Raw genomic sequence first — 19,217 nt, 5'->3', positions numbered from 1 at the left:
CGGACCGTCCGGAATGGTCGCCGTGATCGGCTTTCGCCGGCTCGCCCCTTTCCCGAGAAGTGTCACCTGCGCTGATCGCGTGGACTCGAAGGAGCAGAAGGAGGTCCGGAACGGCGACATCCACAAGGGGCCGGCACTGTGCGTCCTCACCTCCGAGGACCGATGGGCGAGCGTCACCCTCACAAATCGCTACGTCGAGAACGGTGCGACGGAGTCGGACGTGCGGATAGTCGTGGGGAAACGCGCGGACGAGCGGCGATGACGTCGAAACCCGGCACTTCGGACAGGCCGCGGCGGACCCCGCGACGCGTCGGGATCAGGGCGTTCCCGGCCGTCGCCCGCGGGACACGAGGTCGAGCGGTTCGGCAGGGGTCCGGGCGTCGGCGGCGGCGATGTCCACCTCCGTCGCGAAGTCGTCCCCGGCTTGGGCGAACCGCTTCAGCCGGGCGCCGCACCGGGCGCGCACGACCCCGGCCTCGGCCGCCCGGATCGCCACCTCGACGTCGGTCGCGCGCATCCGGCGCCCTACGGCTCATCCGCTGTGCCGCCGGTGAAGCGACAGCCGTGTCACCGCACGCCCTGGGCGAAGGCCAGCACCCGGTCCGGGTCGTAGCGGGCCGCCACCTCGCGCAGCCGGGGGAGGTTGGGGCCGTAGTACGAGGTGGCCCAGTCGGGCATGTCCGGGTCGATGTAGTTCACGTACCCGGTGCCGCCGCCGATCCCGTCGCGCAACGCGGCCACGGTGCGGCGGGCCTCGGCCTGGTCGACCAGGCCGACGTCGACGTACGCCTGCATGCTCGCGAACGCGTCGCGGTGCGGGAAGGCGGTCGCCGTGACCGGCACGCGGCCGATCGTGCCGCCGAACGAGTCGAACTGCGCCCACCCGGCCCGTTTGCCGGTCAGCAGCGCCACGACCTTCGCCGGGTCCGCCGGCTTCGCCAGGAACCGGGACGACGCCACGAACGACGCGCCCCGCACCGGCGGGCACGACACCTCGCACCCGGCGAAATACCGCATGGCCACGAGGTGGCTGAGCACGCGCACCTGCCTCCGGGTGGGTCGCACGCGTGCCGCGAGCCGGTTCAGCCACGGCGTCAACCCGGTCTCCGGGCCGGACCACGTACCCGCGATGCTCACCGGTGTCGGCGACCCGGCCCGCACCTCGCACGCCGTCCACAGCTCGTCCGGTGCCGAAGCGAACCACTCCTGCCACGCCCCGAGCACGTCGACCGCCGAGCCCGCCGGGAACGACAGCGAGAACACCACCAGGTCGCCGGCCGGGGAGGTCTCGAACTCGAAGGACGTGACCACGCCGAAGTTCCCGCCGCCACCGCCCCGCAACGCCCAGAACAGGTCCTCGTCCGCGTCGGCCGCGACCCGCCGCACCACGCCGTCCGGCGTCACGACCCGTGCCGCCCGCAACCGGTCGCAGGTCAGCCCGTGCCGCCGGCCCACGACGCTGATCCCGCCGCCCAGCGCCAACCCGCCGATGCCCACGGTCGCGCACGTGCCGGCGGGCAGCAGCCGCCCGGCCGCGCCCAACTCCTCGTACAGCTCCCGCAACCGCATGCCGCCGCCGACCACGACCCGATCGCCCGAGACCTGGGCGCGGTTCAACGCCGACAGGTCCACGACAAGCCCGTCGGCAGGCGTGGAGTACCCGGCGTAACTGTGCTTCCCGCCGCGCGCAGCGACCGGGATCCGGTTGCGGGCGGCGAACTCCAGACAGCGCGCCACATCCGCTTCGCCGGCGCACAACGCGACGGCGGCGGGCTTGTTGCCCGAGTAGACCAGGTTGAACGGCAGCCGCACCCGGTCGTAGTCGGCGTCGCCGGGCAACACCAACCGACCGTCCAGCCGCAACCGCGACCAGTCGTGGCCGGTCAAGCCCACCGCGCCCACTCCGGCGAGCTGCAGGAACGTCCTGCGACCGAACCCCATGGAACCCTCCCGTCACGGAAAGGCGGCCCCACTCAGAGTGACCGCAATCCCACCCGCGGTCAACCCCGGTGATCGCCCGGGGCGAGCCTGGTGACCCGGGAACCGTCCGCCGGGTTCGGTGCGGACCGGGGGCTCTTCGCGACTGCGTCCGCCCGGGCCGGCGAGGACCTCGCCGGACGAATCCCGCACCGGGTGCGCTCGGCCGACGGGTGATCGGCGCGCGGACCGCGGACCTCGACCGGTTCGGGGACGCGGCCGGTGCGCCGGGCAAGGTGCCTCTGGTGCGGTTCGCGCTGATCCGGCTGTGGTCGGCACGGTGCCGTGCCGACGCACGACGCCTGCACCGCGTTCGGCTGCGTCGCGGGGCACGCCGGCCGACTGGGCCGAACACCTTCTCCCTCGACCGCCTCACCGATGCCGACCGCTCCGGGACGCGCCGCTTGCCGGTGCGACTCGCCACGCATCCGCCGACGGCGGGTCCACGCGCCCGCCGTCCGGCTGAACCGGCTGGGCGACGACCTGCGGGCCGGGGCCGGTCGGGCCCGGCCCGCCTGGTGGCGCGGCGATCCGGCAGGACGTCGACCGGTCCGAGGTCGTGGCGTCGGCGCACGAGGCGCCGGCGCGCACGTGGACGCGGTGGGCGGAGTGGCCGCGCAGGACCGCCGCCGCACCCGGCGGCGGTGGTACGCGGGGGGAGGGACGGCTGGTGGGGGTCACGGAAAGCAGGACGATCAGGCTGCCGCTGAACCCCGAGGCGCAGGTCCGGGCGTTGTGCGCGACCACGACCACGCCGCCGGGCAGGGCGGCGGTCTGCCGCCCGGATCGGCGTCGGGGCCGCCCTGCCGGGCGCGGTGACCAACGCCGGGAATCGGAGCGGGACCGGACGAACCGCCCTTCAGCCCCGCTCGCGTTTCTTCTCCAGGTACGCGAACAGCTCCGCGGTCGTCGGCCGGATCGTGCCGTGGTCCGGCACGATGATCTCGTCCGTCCGATGCTCCTTGGGGACCACGATGGACAACCACAGCACGAGCGCCCACCCCACGACCGACCACCACGCGGGGCCGAAAAACAGCGAGAAGAACACCAGCGGCGCAGCCGCGAGAGCGGTGAACTCGCGCTCCGCGGACAGCCGGTGGACCACCCAGCCGAGGCCGCAGCTCGCCGAGAACACGAGCAGTCCTCGCCACTCGCTCCTCAGGACGAAAGCCGTGATCGCGCCGCGGTCCCAGGGAAGCAGTACACCCACCGCGACCGCCACCACGACGACCGCCCACACGATCCGGTGACGTGGCCACCCGGGCCGCCAGTACTGGTGCATGGGCCACCCCCTGGTCCAGGGTCACCATAGCCGACCGAGACCACGATTCTCCGGTGCCGGAAGGAATTCCACGGAGGCGGGACCGGGGCCGAGGAGCGAACCGGCGGCGCCAAGGCCCATGCCGATCGGGACGCGACACGGTGCGCACAGGGTCGAGAGCGACCCGGAACAGATGCGAATCGTCTCCTCGGCCGAGTCCGAAGCGGCGCCGTCCCGGGTCGACCCGTGGTCGTGAGCGGAAACTTCGCCACGCCCTGGACCGCGCGGGGCCTGCCCGACAAGGCCCTGGCCGAATACCGGCCGTTCGTCCTCAACGCACGGCACGGCGTGCCGGATCGGAACTCCGCGGTCCTCGAAACGCTGCTCCCCCTCGCCCCGGCCGCCGACGGACGTCTCGCGGGAGACGGGCGACCGGGTGGGGCCCTGGTGGAGAACGGCGCGACGTCGCGGCCGGGCATCGGTGCCGGGTCGGACGCGGTGCTCGCCGCGCCGACCCGCAGACACGGGCCGGCGGTGTGGTCGGAGACGTTCGACGACGGCGTCCTGTCACCGGACGCCGCCGGTGCTCTCGACCCCGGCACGCCGATCACCGTGTCCTTCGCGCTCGGCGGTGCCGGGCTGTACTCGCGGGCGGATCGCAACCCGCGCGTACGCCTGCCGCGGATGGAGAAGACCGACGAGACCCGGCGGCGCGTCCCCATGTCGTGGACGGCGCGTCGCGCGTCGACCTGTTCGCCCAAGCCGACGCCAGTCGGGTGCGCGGGCGGATCTACTCCGGCTTCGGCGGGCAGACGGACTTCGTCGTCGGGGCTCCGCACTCCCCCGGCGGGCACGCGGTCATCGCGTTGCCGTCGTAGCACCGGAGGACGGCGCGCTCACGCCGACGTCCCACCGGTCCGACTCGACCGGGCGGCGACAGCCGCGGCCCGCGCGGCGGGAGCGTCAGCGGGTCGGGTGTGATGCGACATCACCGACCACACGCGGGGTGAAGCAAGGTGCCTGCGGACAGCGCCACCAACACGATCGGGTGGAATCTGCCGGGGTGAGACGAACGGGAGGTGGTGCAATCGTCGGCGAAACTACACGCTGAGCCGTATGGAGCACTTCGCTCGTACGTCGGAGGGCAGTGGTCGCTCCCGCCTGTCCGTCGTGGCGATCGCCCTTTGCCTGGCCGTCGGCGTCTTCGCACTGGCGGGGCAGGTCACGGGTTCGCGGTTGCCCGCGTGGATGATTCCCGGTGCCGCCGTGACGGATTCCGCCACGGCGGTCTCATTGGTACTGATCGGTCTGGCACTGATCCTGACGGGATCCCCTGACGGTTCCCTCGTCCCACGGCGGATCGGCCGGACGCTGGCCGCGGCGGTGGCGGTGGCGGGCACCGTGGAACTTGTGGTGCACGCGGCGGGCGGACCTCCCGGGCTCGGCGTGCCGCTGTTCCCCGAGTGGTCGACGGGGGCGGCCGGGTGGGACGCGGCCACGGCCGCGGCGGTGGCGGCGATGGCCTGTGGCGTCGCGTTGCTCGACGCGGGGACCGTGCCGGCGACCGCCGGCGCGCTGGTCGCGGTGGTCGGGCTGATCACCGCGGGCTACGGCCTGGCCGACGGGGACGCGATGGCCTACCCGACGGGAGTGGGGCTGGTCGCGGCGTGGGTGGCGGTCCTGACGGTCCGACCAGACCGCGCGTTTGCCCGGGTCCTCACCGGGCCGGGCCGGCACACCAGGGTCCCGACGGCCGCGGTCATCGCCGCCGTCGTGCTCCTGGCAGGTCCGGCGGCGGCCCGGTCCGGCGTCGTCGATCCCGCGACCGCGGCGGTCGCGGCCCTGGTGACGGCCCTGTTCACCGGACTCGTGCTCGAAGGCGGCGCGACGCGGCGGGACTCCCGCACGAACGCCTCCGAGGGCGAGCAGCGATTCCACAGGCTCGTGCTCGGAGCGCCGGACGCCATGGTCATCGTCGACGAGCGGGGACTCATCACCCTGGTCAACCAGCAGACCGAACGGCTCTTCCGCTACCGCGCCGACGAACTGGTCGGCCGCCCGGTCGAGGTGCTGATCCCCGAGCAGTTCCGGCGCAACCACATCCGGCACCGGCACGAGTACCTCACGTCCCCGTCCTATCGCGGCATGGGCGTGGGTCTGGCGCTGATCGGTCAGCGCAGCGACGGAAGCCAGTTCCCGGTGGAGATCAGCCTCGCTCCGCTGGAGACCGAACAGGGCGTGCTGGTCTCGGCCGCGATCCGGGACACCAGCGAGCGCCGCCGGACCGAACGGGCGCTGGCCCTGGCACGGGACGAAGCGCTCGCCGCGGTGCGGTTGAAGTCGCAGTTCGTCGCGATGGTCAGCCACGAGATCCGCACGCCGATGAACGGCGTCATCGGGTTGACCGACCTGCTCGCGGAGACCCCGCTCAACCCCTCCCAGCAACGCTACGTCCAGTCGATCCGGGCGTCCGGCGAGGCGCTGCTGACCATCATCAACGACATCCTCGACTTCTCCAAGATCGAGGCGGGCAAGGTCGAACTCGTGGACACCGACTTCGCGCTCGACCAGGTGCTCACCGAGGTCGTCCACGCCGCCGCGGAGGCCGCCCGCGACAAGGACGTCGACGTGATCGCCTACTACCCGCCGAGCCTGCCGGTGGCGGTGCGCGGTGACGCGGGCAGACTGCGGCAGGCACTGCTCAACCTGCTGGGCAACGCCGTCAAGTTCACGGAGCGGGGCTCGGTGGTGCTGCGGGCCCAGCCCCTGCCCGGCGACGACGAGGACGGAAGGGTCAGGGTCGGCTTCGCCGTCGACGACACCGGGATCGGGATCGCGCCAGCGGACCTTCCCTCGCTCTACGAACCCTTCTCCCAGGTGGAGGCCGCCTCCAACCGCCGCTTCGGCGGGACGGGGCTCGGGCTGACCATCACCAGGCAGCTCGTCGAACTCATGGGCGGAGAGCTGGAGGTGACCAGCGAGCCGGGCCGCGGCAGCCGGTTCTGCTTCACGCTGGCCTTCGACTCCCGACCGGATGCGGACGAACCCGCTCCTCGGGCCCTCTCCGGCCGCAGGCTGCTCCTGGTCTGCGAACACCCGGCCGGCCGTGACCTGATCGTGGAGCACAGCCGGGCCTGGGGAATGGTGCCGGAGGTCGAGGCGGACGTCGGCGCCGCGCTCGACCTCCTGCACGCCGCTTGTCGGGACGAGCCGTTCGACGTGGTCGCGATCGACCAGCAGCTCGCGGGCCGCGGCACGGCGGACCTGACCGCCGCCATCGCGAACGACGAGAACCTGTCCGACATGGTCACCGTCGTGTTGACCTCCGGCTCCTACCTCGACGAGCAGCGGGCGATCAAGGCCGGGGCCACGGCCGTGCTGCCCAAGCCGATCAATCCCGCACAGCTCCAGGAGTGCCTCGTCACGGCGCTCGACCCCACGGCGCGAAACGCCGTCGGCGCCACCCCCGTCCCCGTTCAGCGGGACCGCACCGAGGCGGGCAAGGGCACGATCCTGCTCGCCGAGGACAACGAGATCAACCAGATGGTGGCCGTCGGCATCCTGACCAAGCTGGGTTACCAGGTCGACATCGCCGGCAACGGCCTCGAAGTGCTCGCCCTGGTCGACGCGAAGCCGTATGTCGCGATTCTCATGGACTGCCAGATGCCGCAGATGGACGGCTTCACCGCGACGGCGGAACTGCGACGGCGGCCGACCCACGACGAACTGCCCCCGATCATCGCCATGACGGCCGGAGCGCTCGCCGCGGACAAGCAGGCCTGCCTGGCCGCCGGGATGGACGACTACGTGGCCAAGCCCGTGGACCCGGTCACCCTCCGCAACACCTTGGAGAAGTGGACCCAGCGCCACCGCGGTCACCTCGGACGTCGCGGCGTCGGCCCGTCCTGACCCGACGTGGCCGAGTCCGTCGTCGATACCGGCTCGCCAAGCCACCTGGTCCCCGTGGCACGCACCCGGAGAAGGCGGACACGCCGCTCGCGCGACACCACCGGCGGGTCGACCTCGCGACCAGGCGATCGGGGCGTCACCGTTCGAGGTTGGCCAGGACGGTGGCGGCGAGACGTCGGGCCGTCTCGCACGGGTCGCCGCGGCGGTTCTCGACCAGGGACGCCGTCGTGACCACGACGGACACGCCGTTCTCCTCGGACGTGGCGACCCCGGCGACACAAGCGGACTTGCCGTCGACGTTGTCCCACACGACCGCTCGGCGGCCGGCGATCCAGGTCTCCTGGTAGACCGGCATCCCGGCGTCCTTCAGGCGGCTGAACATCTCGCCGATCGTGGCGCCACGTCCCACGAACGTGATGTCGTACGACGGATCCCGCGCCGTGTTCGGGGCCAGGTACTCACAGCTCGGCCCGAAGGGCTTGCGGACGGGCATCACCGCGCGGAACGTCCCCAGCTCCGCCTGCTGCTCCCGGGTCAGGATGGCGCAGGGCGCGTCGAGGTACTTCTCGATGTCCAGGTCGGGCACGGGTGCGCGGGAGGTCGTCGGTGCGGCGGCCGGGTGGCCGGGTTCGGTCTTGGTGCACGCGAGGAGGACGAGGACCACGGCCAGGGCCGCGACGGTGCGCAACGGGGGCGTCAAGGCGATCCTTCCACGGGGGACATCCGACTCGTCGAGTCGGACGCACGAGGCCGGGCCGGCGCTCCGGGTGCCTCGGGGAGAATTCGCCGGCCGCCGGGAAAGTCCGTTCGAAGTCGTCGTCGCGACGGGGACGCCGCCCACGGCGGTACCGCCGATCGGCCGGACGGGCCTAACGTGGCCGAGGTGGACGGGACGACGACGGTCGTGGTCATCGGCGCGGGGGTCGCGGGGCTGACCGTGGCGAACCTGTTGCGGCGTACCGGGATCGACTGCGTGGTGTTGGAACGGCACAACCGGGACCACGTCGAGCGGCGGCAGCGGGCCGGTGTGCTCGACTTCGCGGCCGAGCAGGTCTACGTGCGGGCCGGACTCGACGACCGACTGCTGGCGGGTGCGCCCGCGTCGGGGTCGCTGGAGATCCGGGTGGACGGGGTGTCCCGCCTGTTCGACGCCGCCGCGCACACCGACGGCCGGGCCGGTCGGCTGCTGCCGCAGCAGGTGCTCGTGCGACGCCTGATCGAGACGTTCGTCGACAGCGGCGGCGACCTGCGCTTCGACAGCGCCGACGTCCGGCCACACGACATCGACGGTGACCGTCCGTACGTCACCTACCTCGACGCGAACGGCCATGCGCAACGACTGGAGGCCGACTACGTCGCCGGGTGCGATGGGTTCCACGGCGTCAGCCGGTCGGTCGTCCCGCCGGATGCCCTCACCACGTACCGGCACGCCGAGGACGTCGGCTGGTTCACCGTGCTGACCGACTCGCCGCCGCCGAAGTACCCGCTGCTCGCGTTGAGCCGGCACGGGTTCGCCGCGCACTTCGGCCGCGGACCGCACGCGAGCCGGTTCTACCTCCAGTGCCCGCCGGGCGACGACCTCGACGCGTGGACCGACGAACGCGTCTGGCGGCAACTGCGCCTGCGCCTGGCCGACGACACCCTGCCCGACGGCCCCGTGGTGGAGAAGGCGGTGATCGACGCGCGGAGTTTCGTGGTCGACCCGATGTCGTACGGGCGGCTGTTCCTGGTCGGCGACGCCGCCCACATCGTCCCGCCGATGGGCGGCAAGGGCATGAACCTGGCGATCGCGGACGCCGACGTACTCGCCCACGCGCTGCACGCCGCCGTGCGAAACGGCGACGACGGCCCGTTGCGCGCGTACTCCGCGACCTGCCTGCGGCGGGTGTGGAACGACCAGGAGTACTCGCGATGGCTGAGCGACATGGTGTTCCACGGCGCGGACCAGTCCACCGCCGGCCCGTTCCACTGGCACCTCGCCCGGTCGCGACTCGACCGGATCTTCACGTCCACCAACGCGGCCAGGGCGTTCGCGGACCTGATGGCCGGCACGGCCTGACGTTCAAGGCCAGAGCGCTGTCGAGGCCCGTGCGACGGCGGACGGCGATCGATGCGTTCGCTCCCCGTCGAACGCCGCCGGCATCCGGGGCAGGTGCCTGCGACAGACAAGCCCGATCCCGGACCAGCCCCGTGCCGAAGGCCCGGGGCATTTGGCCTTGCTGCGCCCCGAACCCATAACGGGCTCTGCGTGACTCGCGGCGCGATGTCGCCTCGACGAGCATCGCCGCCCGTCCCGAGAGTCCTGCGGGGTGTCGCGGGGACCGGATCTTCCTGGCCTCAGGCCGCTTCGACCTCCTTCGTCACCGCGACGGCGACAGGGCAGGCCGTCACGTTTCGAACGGCCGGGAGGTTCCTTCGGTCATGCCGGAATCAACCCACCGGCAGGACTTCCGGTCGAGCACAGGAGTCCCGGGCTCATGGACGCGCGTTTGGGTTTGGCTGTGCGTAATACAGTTCGTGGGGTTGCAGGCCAAGAAGGCGGTTGTGGTCGTCGTAGCAGGCAGCTCGCAGATATCTCCAGGCGCCCTCGGTGGTGTCCAGCAGCCGGTCCTCGGTGGGCGACCAGGAGGCAGTGGATCCGTCACTGAACTGCGTGGCCAGCCACACCGGGTCACCTACCACCACATCCCACACCCGCACCGAACCGTCATGGCTGGCAGAAGCCACCCGCGACCCGTCCGGACCAAACGCCACACCCCACACCAAACCCTGGTGACCGGACAGCGTCACCACACACTCACCCGTCACCACATCCCACACCCGCACCGAACCGTCATCACCACCGGACATCACCCGCGACCCGTCCGGACCAAACGCCACACCCCGCACCGAACCCCGGTGACCGGACAGCGTCACCACACACTCACCCGTCACCACATCCCACACCCGCACCGAACCGTCATCACCACCGGACATCACCCGCGACCCGTCCGGACCAAACGCCACACCCCACACCGAACCCCCGTGACCGGACAGCGTCACCACACACTCACCCGTCACCACATCCCACACCCGCACCGAACCGTCATGGCTGGCAGAAGCCACCCGCGACCCGTCCGGACCAAACGCCACACCCCACACCAAACCCCGGTGACCGGACAGCGTCACCACACACTCACCCGTCACCACATCCCACACCCGCACCGAACCGTCATGGCTGGCAGAAGCCACCCGCGACCCGTCCGGACCAAACGCCACACCCCACACCAAACCCCGGTGACCGGACAGCGTCACCACACACTCACCCGTCACCACATCCCACACCCGCACCGAACCGTCATCACCACCGGACACCACCCGCGACCCGTCCGGACCAAACGCCACACCCCGCACCGAACCCCGGTGACCGGACAGCGTCACCACACACTCACCCGTCACCACATCCCACACCCGCACCGAACCGTCATGGCTGGCAGAAGCCACCCGCGACCCGTCCGGACCAAACGCCACACCCCGCACCAAACCCTGGTGACCGGACAGCGTCACCACACACTCACCCGTCACCACATCCCACACCCGCACCGAACCGTCATCACCACCGGACATCACCCGCGACCCGTCCGGACCAAACGCCACACCCCGCACCCAATCCCCGTGACCGGACAGCGTCACCACACACTCACCCGTCACCACATCCCACACCCGCACCGAACCGTCATGGCTGGCAGAAGCCACCCGCGACCCGTCCGGACCAAACGCCACACCCCACACCGAACCCCCGTGACCGGACAGCGTCACCACACACTCACCCGTCACCACATCCCACACCCGCACCGAACCGTCATCACCACCGGACACCACCCGCGACCCGTCCGGACCAAACGCCACACCCCACACCAAACCCCGGTGACCGGACAGCGTCACCACACACTCACCCGTCACCACATCCCACACCCGCACCGAACCGTCATGGCTGGCAGAAGCCACCCGCGACCCGTCCGGACCAAACGCCACACCCCACACCAAACCCCGGTGACCGGACAGCGTCACCACACACTCACCCGTCACCACATCCCACACCCGCACCGAACCGTCATCACCACCGGACACCACCCGCGACCCGTCCGGACCAAACGCCACACCCCGCACCGAACCCCGGTGACCGGACAGCGTCACCACACACTCACCCGTCACCACATCCCACACCCGCACCGAACCGTCATCACCACCGGACACCACCCGCGACCCGTCCGGACCAAACGCCACACCCCGCACCCAATCCCCGTGACCGGACAGCGTCACCACACACTCACCCGTCACCACATCCCACACCCGCACCGAACCGTCACCCCCGGCAGAAGCCACCCGCGACCCGTCCGGACCAAACGCCACACCCCACACCAAACCCCCGTGACCGGTCAGGGGGTGGAGTCGGGTGTGGTGCGGAGTGGCGGGTTCGGGCAGTGCGGTGCCGCAGTCGTGGTGTCGGAGTCGGTGGGTGTGCGCGTCGGCGAGGTCGGTGTCGTCCAGTCGGCACCGTCGGAGAAAGGCACCGGACAGGTCGGCGCCGCGCACGCTGGCTCGGGTCAGCGTGACATCGTGCAGGACGGCCCGCTCCAGCCGGGCGCGGTCGAGGATGGCGCCCGTCAGGTTGACGTGGTCCCAGCGGGTGTCGCGCAGGTCGGCTCCGGTCAGGGTGGCCCCGGTGAAGGCGAGCGGATCGCCTTCGGTGCCCGTGAAGTGCCAGCCGCGCAGTGCGGCGCCGGACAGGTCGCTCGCGGCGGGAAGGGGGTGCGGCAGGCCGTGTTCGCGGGCGTGCAGCAGGTAGCGCAGCCACAGTTCACTGGCCTCGGCCACGTAGGGGGCACGCCACCGGCCGAGTCGGGTCAGGAGGGCGTCGGGCTCGTCGTCGTCCAGGATCAACTGGCCGAGGAAGTCCAGCGTCTCGGCCGAGGGAACGGGCAGGCACCAGTCCTCCCGACGGTCCTCGCGCAGGGCGTCGCACAGGTACTGGGCGAGGAAGTACTCGTGGATGGAGCTGTGCGCGAAGCGGAAGTCCGGCCGGTCGGGACCGTGGTGGTCGCCGCGGGTCACGAAGGTGGCGGTGCGCAGGTCCTCTTCGAGCTGGTCGCGGGACCACGTCCGGTAGCGGCGGCGCAGGACCGGATCCTCGGCGAGCTGTTCGTCGAGCCAGTCGTCGAGTTCGGCGGCGTCCAGGCGTCGGTCGCCGCGTTTCCAGGCCCAGGCGGCGAGGCGGGCCATGAGGGTGAGTTTGTGGTCCGGGCGCAGGCGGTGCTTGCCGCGGTCACGGGCGAGCCAGTCGCGCAGGACCTGCCGGTAGATCGTGGCGGCGTGCACGGGACGTCCGTGGGCGAGGCGTTGTTCGATGAACGGGACCTGGGCGGCGACCTTGGTCAGGGTGTAGGGGCGGGTGGCCAGGTCGGACAGGTCGTGCACCGCGCGCAGCATGTCCATCACGGCCGCGGCGTCCCGGTCGGGCAGGGTCTTCGCGAGGTAGTCGCGGATCTGGTCGTCGGCCAGCGGCAGGAGCATCACCGCGTGGTAGTCCTCGGCGGTGGCCAGGTCCCGGTCGTGTTCCAGGAAGTGGCGTGACTGTTCGCGCAGGGAACGGAAGTAGTGGGTGCGGCACGAGATCAACACCTTGGTGTGCGCGCCGGCGAACGGGGCGCGCACGCCGTCGCGGGTACGGATCGGGCGCAGCTTGAGCAGTTCGTGGGTGAACGCGACGCCCTGCGCGGTGTCCAGTCGGACCAGGACCTCGTCGAGGCCGTCGACGACGAACAGCGTCGGCGTGCGCGCGGCCCGCGCGATGATCTGCTCGCCGGTGGGCAGGGGCAGGTCGCCGGGCACCCACCCGCCCTTGATGCACGCCGTGAGAATGTCGGCCAGCGCGGGGACGCCATGGTCCAGGCCGCCCAGCCGGCGCAGGTCGAAGTACAGGGTCTCGGGACCGGTCGGGTCCTCGCGCAGGCGTTCGGTGAGTTCCTGGCAGGTGATGGTCTTCCCGGTGCCGTACTCGCCCAGCAGTGCGGCCAAGGGCGCCGAATCCGGTTCGTGTGCCCAGCGGGTCAGGAACGCGACGACGTCGTCGACCGGTCGCCCGTCCGCGCTCACGGACCGCACGTCCGGGTCCATGTTCCCCAACTGGCTGAACAGCTTGTAGTAACGGTCGTCCTTGTCGTCCCTGAGCGCACGCCGGTCGGCCAGCACGATCTCGGGGAGCGGGTGCGGCACGCTCTCCGATGCCCGGCCTTCGGGGCGTGCCAGCAGCCGCTCGATCTGCGCCGCGAGGCCATTGACCCACCGGTCCACGGCCGCGGGTCCACGCAGGTCCATGAACGTTCTGCCCTCGGGGCAGTAGAAGGTGACCGGGTCGTCTTCGGGCAGTCCGGTCCTCGCGCGTTCCGGTCGCAGCGCGACCGGAACGACGTGCAGGCCCGCGGTCCGACGATGGTCGCGCACGATCGCGTCGAGGCCGGGCGCGGCCCGCCAGCTGTTGCTCAGCGCGACCACGGCCAGCTCGCCCTTCGACAGGGCCTGGCGCAATCGGGACTCCGGTTCGTCGCCTGCCACCACGTCCCGATCAGCACGCCACCACGACAGTCGCGGCCCTTCGGCGCCCACCGCCTCGATCAGCCGGTCCCACAACCGGCTTGCCGGATCGGCGTCGTCCGGTGCGTGGCACAGCACGATCCTGCGCGGTCCCAACACGGTCGCGTGCCGGTCCAGGATCAGGGCGTCGCCGACCGCTCCGCGCTCGCGCAGCGGATCGCGGGCCGGTTCGAGGTGGTGCGCCGAGAAGCCCACGGTGCGGCCACGGGCGCCCAACTTCCGGCCGCCGCGCACCTCCAGGGTCAGGTCGACCTCCTCGGCCTCGGCCACCGCGTTGACCACCTTGACCAGGCGCTCCAGCGCCTTGGTCGCCGCACCCGGCGTGCGCTCGCCGAACAGCGCCTCCAGTGCCCGCTCGACCGGCGTCTCGTGGTCGTCGCCCAACACGCCCAGCAGCGTCTCCACGGCGGCGCGGTCGGCATCGCCCATCTGCATCCGGTCCAACCGCGCCCTTGCGGCGCCGGGGGGAATCCTGCGCAGGTCCACTCTCAGGCCACCTTCCCGTCGCGGGTCAGCACCCGGTGGAACTGGTCGACCAGCGCATTCACCCACTCATCCCGCCGGGCCGCGCCACGCACCTGCTCGAAGGGCTTCCGGAACCCGTGGATCTGCTTGGCGTCCAACCCCTTCCAGTCGGTGTGGTCGCCGACCGGCCGCAAGGCCAGGGGGAACGCGTGTTTGCCGGGCACGTCCACCAGCGCGGGCAGCTCGACCCCGGTGATGTATCCGCTGCCCAGGAACGCGTTGCTCAACGCCAGCACGCCCAACTCGCTGACGGCCAACGCCTGCCTGATCCGCGTGTCCCAGTCGTCGCCGATCAGGATGGCCTCGTCGAATCGCCAGAGCCGGAACTCGTACACCCGGTCCACCGCGGTCGCCTCGTCCAGCAGCTTCCACAGTCGGTCGGCGACTTTCGCGTCCTTCTTGGCGAAACTGAGGAAAACTCGCACCACCGGTTTGTTCGATTCGCCCGTGGCGGGGTGTAAGCCAGGTCCGACCGCGTCCATGAAAACGCTCCCGATTACATAGTTGTCGGATGATGTCGTGACAACACGATGGCGCGGGAGCGTAGCGCATACGTCATCGGCGCCGCGGTCTGCGGCGGATCAGACCCAAATCCGTGGCGGTGGCGACGGCGGCCGTGCGGGAGTCCGCGCCGAGTTTGGCGTAGATGCGGGCCAGGTGGGATTTGACCGTGCCCTCGGTCAGGTGCAGGCGGGTACCGACGGCCTGGTTGGACAGGCCCTGGGCGACCAGGGTCAGGACCTCGGTCTCCCGGCGGGTCAGGGCGGTCGTGGGGTGGCGTAGCCGGTTCAGGAGGCGGTCGGCGACGGTGGGCGCCAGCGTGGTGCGGCCGGCGGCGGCGGTGCGCACGGCGGCGGCCAGGTCCTCGGGCGGGGCGTCCTTGAGCAGGTAGCCGGTGGCGCCGGCCTCTATCGCGGGCAGGGTGTCGGCGTCGGTGTCGTAGGTGGTGACGATCAGGACCCGCGGCGCGTCCGGGCGGGCGGTGATCGCGGCGGTCGCCTCGGCGCCGGTCATGCCCTTGCCGAAGCGGAGGTCCAGCAGGACCACGTCGACGTCGCCGCGCTGTGCCCGGTCGACGGCCTCTTCGGCGGTCGCCGCCTCGGCCACCACGACGAGGTCGGGTTCGGTCTCCAGGACGGCGCGCAGGCCGGCGCGCACGACCGGGTGGTCGTCGGCCAGGAGGAGGCGGATCGGCTCGGTCATGGTCGGTCGTCCAAGGGCAGGCGGGCGGACAGGGTGGTGCCGTGTCCGGGGGCGGAGTCGATCACCAGGGTGCCGCCCAGGGCGGTCGCCCGCGCGTGCATCGAGGGCAGGCCGAAGCCTCCGTGTCGGGGGTCGGGGGCGGGCAGGTGGTCGAAGCCGGTGCCGTCGTCGGCGACGTCCAGGGTGACGTGATCACCTCCGTACCCGAGGGTGACGTCGGCGGTGGTGGCCTGGGCGTGCCGGACCGTGTTGGACAGGGCGGACTGCGCGATGCGCAGGAGGGCGACCTCGTGCGTGGTCGGCAACGGGGTCGGCTCGCCGGTCACGTGCAGGCGGGTGGCGATCCGGTGTCGGGTGCCGGTGCCGACGCACAGGCGTTCCAGCGCGTCGGCCAGCGTGGTGCCGTCCAGGGCGGGCGGGGTCAGGGCGGCGACGAAGCGGCGTGCCTCCGCGAGGTTGTCCGCGGCCGTGCGCCGGGCGTGCTCCACGTGGCCGGCGGCGTCGTCGGGATTGGCGGGCAGGGCGCGTTGGGCGGCGCGCAGCAGCAGTTGGATGCTGGACAACCCCTGGGCGAGGGTGTCGTGGATCTCGTGGGCGAGGCGCTCGCGTTCGGCCAGCACGCCGGCCGTGTGCTGGGCGGTGGCGAGGTCGGCGCGGATGGCGGTGAGTTCCCCGATCAACGCGCGGCGCCGTTCGTTCTCCCGGTGCAGGGCCTGGTAGCCCCACACGACCGCGACCGCGACGACCGCACCCAGGACCGGTCCGATCGCCATGGCGATGCCGAACGACCCGGAGTGGGCGGCGAACGCGGCGATGGCGGCGAACGCGGTCGCCGCCACGGCGGTCGCGCCGACAGGGCGCGACAGGCGGTGGAGTTGGAGGAAGTACAGCGGGAACGCGACCCAGACGGCGTCGGCGGACAGCACGAGCAACCCGAGCCAGCACGCGCCGACGAGCGCGAGCCACCCCCGGGAACGGCCGATGCGCGGCACCAGCGGACCGGCCGCGCACACGCCGGCGCACACCACCGCCGCGGCGACCGTCGGCACGACGTGCGGCAGGCCGTCGACCACGGCACGTCCGGCGGTGAGCAGGAGCAGGGCCTGGAGCAGCAGGTGCGGACCCCAGGACAGGGCTCGTGCGGTCGGGGCGGTGTCCACAATGGCCCCAGCGTACGGACCGCCCGCGCGGGCGGCCTCTGTCGAAAGTGGTAATCCGGCGGACGCCTTTCGGCCCGCGAAGTGACCTCCTGCGCCCGACGCGCACGACCCCCGGAAGGGGCGACGGTGGAGCCCTCACGTTCCCCACCCGAAAAGGTCCGCCGTGTTCCTCGCCTGGAGAGACCTGAAGTTCGCCAAGGGCCGCTTCGCCCTGATGGGCGCCGTGATCGTGCTCATCACCCTGCTGGTCGGGCTGCTGTCCGGCCTCACCGCCGGGCTGGGCCGGCAGAACGTGTCCGCCATCACCGGCCTGCCGGTCGACGCGATCGCCTTCCAAGCCGGACCGGAGCCGTCCTACGCGGACTCGGCCGTCACCGAGTCGCAGTGGCGGCGGTGGGCGGCGACGCCCGGCGTCGTCTCCGCCGAACCGCTGGGCATCACCACCACCAAGGCCGAGGCCGGCGGTCGGAGCACCGCGGTCTCCGCGTTCGGCGTCCGTCCCGGCTCGGCACTGGCCCCGGCCGGCGACAAGATCGACGACGGCGGCGCGGTGCTGTCCGTCCCCGCCGCCGACGCCCTCGGTCTCGCGCCGGGGCAGGCCTTCACCCTGGCCGGGCAGCGGCTGACGGTCGCCGCGGTCGAGGGCGACGCCTCGTTCAGCCACACCCCGGTCGTGTGGATCGGGCTCGCCACTTGGCAGCGGACCACGCGGGCGGAAGCGACCGTCGTCGCCCTGGAGACCGCCGGCGCCGACCTCGAGGAAGGCGACCGGGCCGCCGGCACCCGCACGGTCTCCCTGGCCGACTCGCTGTCCGCGATCGGCTCGTACACGTCCGAGAACGGCTCGCTGCAGTTGATGCGTGGTTTCCTGTTCGCCATCTCCGCGCTGGTCATCGGCGCTTTCTTCACCGTGTGGACCATCCAGCGCAGCGGTGACATCGCGGTGCTCAAGGCCCTGGGCGCGTCCACGGCGTACCTCCTCGGGGACGCCCTGGGCCAGGCCGCCGTCCTGCTCGTCGGCGGCACCCTGGTCGGCACCGGTGCCGCCGCGGGCCTGGGCGCGTTGGCGGGCGACTCCGTGCCGTTCGTGCTCACCCCCGCCACGGCCCTGGCCCCGGCCGCCGTGACGATCCTGCTCGGCCTGCTCGGCGCGGCCCTGTCCGTCCGCCGCATCACCTCCGTCGACCCGTCGACCGCCCTGGGAAGTGCCCGATGAGCCTGGTCCTGACCGACGTCACCCTCACCTATCCCGACGGCGGGACGCGGTTGACCGCGCTCGACCGCGTCACGCTGCACGTGCCCAAGGGCACCGTCACGGCGGTGCTCGGCCCGTCCGGGTCCGGCAAGTCCAGCCTGCTGGCGGTCGCGGCCACACTCGTCACCCCGGACGCGGGCACCGTCACCGTCGACGGGGTCGAGACCACCGGTCTGAGCCGCCGCGCGCTCGCGGAGCTGCGGCGGCGCCGGATCGGCATCGTCTTCCAGCAGCCCAACCTGCTGCCGTCGCTCACCGCCGCCGAACAGCTGCGCGTCCTGTCCCGCCGCGACGGCCGTGCCCTGGAGTTGCTCGACGCCGTGGGTCTGGCGGACCAGGCGGACCGCCGGCCCCACCAGCTCTCGGGAGGTCAACGCCAACGCGTCAACATCGCCCGTGCCCTGATGGACGACCCCACCGTGCTGCTGGTCGACGAGCCCACCAGCGCCCTGGACCACGAACGCGGCGCCGCCGTCGTCGACCTGATCATCGGGCTCACCCGCCGACTGGGCACGGCCACCGTGCTGGTCACCCACGACCCCGTCCACCTGAAGGACGTCGACCGCGTGGTCGAGGTCCACGACGGACGCCTCCGCGACACGACGGTCCCGGGCTGACCGTTCCGTCCACAGTGGTCGCCGGATCACCCGTCCCGGTCACCCCCGGTCGTCCTCGGGACCGTAGTTGGCGGTCAGGGTCCGGGCGTGCTCGGGCGGAACGGTGCTGCCCCGGAAGGTCACGGGCAGGTGGAACCTCAGCGTTTCCGCCACCTCGTCGAAGGGCCCGAACCGGCGGCGCCATTCGGTGCGCGTGGTCGGGTCCGGGAAGCCGTGGTGGACGGCGATCTCCGGGTCCCGTTCGCCCCAGCAGCCCCACTTGCCGGACGGTCCCGTCACCGCGACGACTCTCGACGAGACCGCGATCGAGTCCACGAACCGGCGATCGTCGTTGTCGTCGTCCCACCCGATCGCCGCCCAGTACTCGTCCTCGTCGGCGTCGACGGACAGCGACACCGCCGGGAACGTCCCGCGGTACGGGAGGTAGCACTCATCCAAGTCCGGTCCGAGGACCAGCAACCCGACCCGCGTGTCACCGTGCCACTGGGCCATCGCGCTCAGGGCGGGCCAGAACTCCGGGTCCGCGACATCGGCGAAATCGCCGAACAGGGGGTTGCGCACGCCACCCGTGAAGACCTGGTCGGGAAACCGGGCATCGAGGTGGAACGTGGTGGCCACCCGGGAGCGGATCTCCAGGTACCCGCTCCGGTCGACGGCCTGACCGTTCTCGGTCATCG

At 71.9% G+C, this 19,217-nt stretch carries 15 protein-coding genes; 6 read left to right on the top strand and 9 right to left on the bottom strand.

Features of this window, described 5'->3' with window-relative positions; translation table 11 throughout:
• Positions 1–79 precede the first annotated feature (79 nt).
• Positions 80–262 (top strand): hypothetical protein, encoded by a 183-nt coding sequence (locus F4559_RS14330; RefSeq protein WP_184669102.1) that lies wholly within the window; start codon positions 80–82, stop codon positions 260–262.
• A 54-nt stretch (positions 263–316) separates the two neighbouring features.
• Here F4559_RS14330 and F4559_RS14325 read toward each other — a convergent pair whose 3' ends face one another.
• The 3 genes from F4559_RS14325 to F4559_RS14315 form a co-directional block, all read right to left on the bottom strand.
• A complete protein-coding gene (locus F4559_RS14325) occupies positions 317–517 on the bottom strand; it encodes a hypothetical protein (RefSeq protein WP_184669100.1) in 201 nt (66 codons plus the stop codon).
• Between the two features lie 50 nt (positions 518–567).
• The gene (locus tag F4559_RS14320; protein ID WP_184669098.1) at positions 568–1,941 is read right to left on the bottom strand and encodes an FAD-binding oxidoreductase; all 1,374 of its coding nucleotides are present in this window, start codon (positions 1,939–1,941) and stop codon (positions 568–570) included.
• A gap of 895 nt (positions 1,942–2,836) precedes the next feature.
• Positions 2,837–3,259 (bottom strand): hypothetical protein, encoded by a 423-nt coding sequence (locus F4559_RS14315; protein WP_184669095.1) that lies wholly within the window; start codon positions 3,257–3,259, stop codon positions 2,837–2,839.
• 704 nt (positions 3,260–3,963) lie between these two features.
• Here F4559_RS14315 and F4559_RS35010 point away from each other — a divergent pair.
• Positions 3,964–4,116, top strand: coding sequence for an acetyl-CoA hydrolase/transferase C-terminal domain-containing protein (locus tag F4559_RS35010; RefSeq protein WP_312865639.1), 153 nt, complete (start codon positions 3,964–3,966; stop codon positions 4,114–4,116).
• A gap of 238 nt (positions 4,117–4,354) precedes the next feature.
• A complete protein-coding gene (locus F4559_RS14305; RefSeq protein ID WP_184669093.1) occupies positions 4,355–7,147 on the top strand; it encodes a hybrid sensor histidine kinase/response regulator in 2,793 nt (930 codons plus the stop codon).
• A 136-nt stretch (positions 7,148–7,283) separates the two neighbouring features.
• On the opposite strand, the gene F4559_RS14300 is transcribed toward F4559_RS14305, so the two are convergent.
• A complete protein-coding gene (locus tag F4559_RS14300) occupies positions 7,284–7,847 on the bottom strand; it encodes a DUF3558 domain-containing protein (protein ID WP_184669092.1) in 564 nt (187 codons plus the stop codon).
• A 183-nt stretch (positions 7,848–8,030) separates the two neighbouring features.
• Here F4559_RS14300 and F4559_RS14295 point away from each other — a divergent pair, with 183 nt between their 5' ends.
• Positions 8,031–9,206: a 4-hydroxybenzoate 3-monooxygenase gene (locus F4559_RS14295; RefSeq protein ID WP_312865638.1), complete on the top strand. Its 1,176-nt coding sequence runs from the start codon at positions 8,031–8,033 to the stop codon at positions 9,204–9,206.
• A gap of 416 nt (positions 9,207–9,622) precedes the next feature.
• On the opposite strand, the gene F4559_RS14290 is transcribed toward F4559_RS14295, so the two are convergent.
• The 4 genes from F4559_RS14290 to F4559_RS14275 form a co-directional block, all read right to left on the bottom strand.
• Positions 9,623–14,266, bottom strand: a complete 4,644-nt coding sequence (locus F4559_RS14290; protein WP_184669090.1) for a pentapeptide repeat-containing protein — start codon at positions 14,264–14,266, stop codon at positions 9,623–9,625.
• Positions 14,267–14,268: 2 nt separating this feature from the next.
• Positions 14,269–14,730: a TIR domain-containing protein gene (locus tag F4559_RS14285; RefSeq protein WP_184669089.1), complete on the bottom strand. Its 462-nt coding sequence runs from the start codon at positions 14,728–14,730 to the stop codon at positions 14,269–14,271.
• 130 nt (positions 14,731–14,860) lie between these two features.
• Entirely contained in the window at positions 14,861–15,508 is a 648-nt protein-coding gene (locus F4559_RS14280; RefSeq protein ID WP_184669088.1) for a response regulator, read from the bottom strand.
• Positions 15,505–16,671 carry a sensor histidine kinase gene (locus tag F4559_RS14275; RefSeq protein WP_184675776.1) on the bottom strand — a complete coding sequence of 389 codons (1,167 nt, stop codon included), beginning with the start codon at positions 16,669–16,671 and terminating at the stop codon, positions 15,505–15,507. Before F4559_RS14275 ends, F4559_RS14280 begins: the two co-directional genes overlap by 4 nt.
• 160 nt (positions 16,672–16,831) lie before the next feature.
• On the opposite strand from F4559_RS14275, the gene F4559_RS14270 reads away from it, so the two are divergent.
• Both F4559_RS14270 and F4559_RS14265 read left to right on the top strand, forming a co-directional pair.
• Positions 16,832–17,884, top strand: a complete 1,053-nt coding sequence (locus F4559_RS14270; protein ID WP_184669086.1) for an ABC transporter permease — start codon at positions 16,832–16,834, stop codon at positions 17,882–17,884.
• Positions 17,881–18,540 (top strand): ABC transporter ATP-binding protein, encoded by a 660-nt coding sequence (locus tag F4559_RS14265; RefSeq protein WP_184669084.1) that lies wholly within the window; start codon positions 17,881–17,883, stop codon positions 18,538–18,540. The genes F4559_RS14270 and F4559_RS14265 overlap by 4 nt, the downstream gene beginning before the upstream one ends.
• A 39-nt stretch (positions 18,541–18,579) precedes the next feature.
• On the opposite strand, the gene F4559_RS14260 is transcribed toward F4559_RS14265, so the two are convergent.
• Positions 18,580–19,215 (bottom strand): hypothetical protein, encoded by a 636-nt coding sequence (locus tag F4559_RS14260; protein WP_184669082.1) that lies wholly within the window; start codon positions 19,213–19,215, stop codon positions 18,580–18,582.
• Positions 19,216–19,217 lie beyond the last annotated feature (2 nt).

It is taken from the genome of Saccharothrix violaceirubra, assembly GCF_014203755.1.
GTDB classification, from domain to species: Bacteria; Actinomycetota; Actinomycetes; order Mycobacteriales; family Pseudonocardiaceae; genus Actinosynnema; species Actinosynnema violaceirubrum.
The sequence above is the reverse complement of the archived record's forward strand: the minus strand, read 5'-3'. Positions and strand labels throughout refer to the sequence as shown.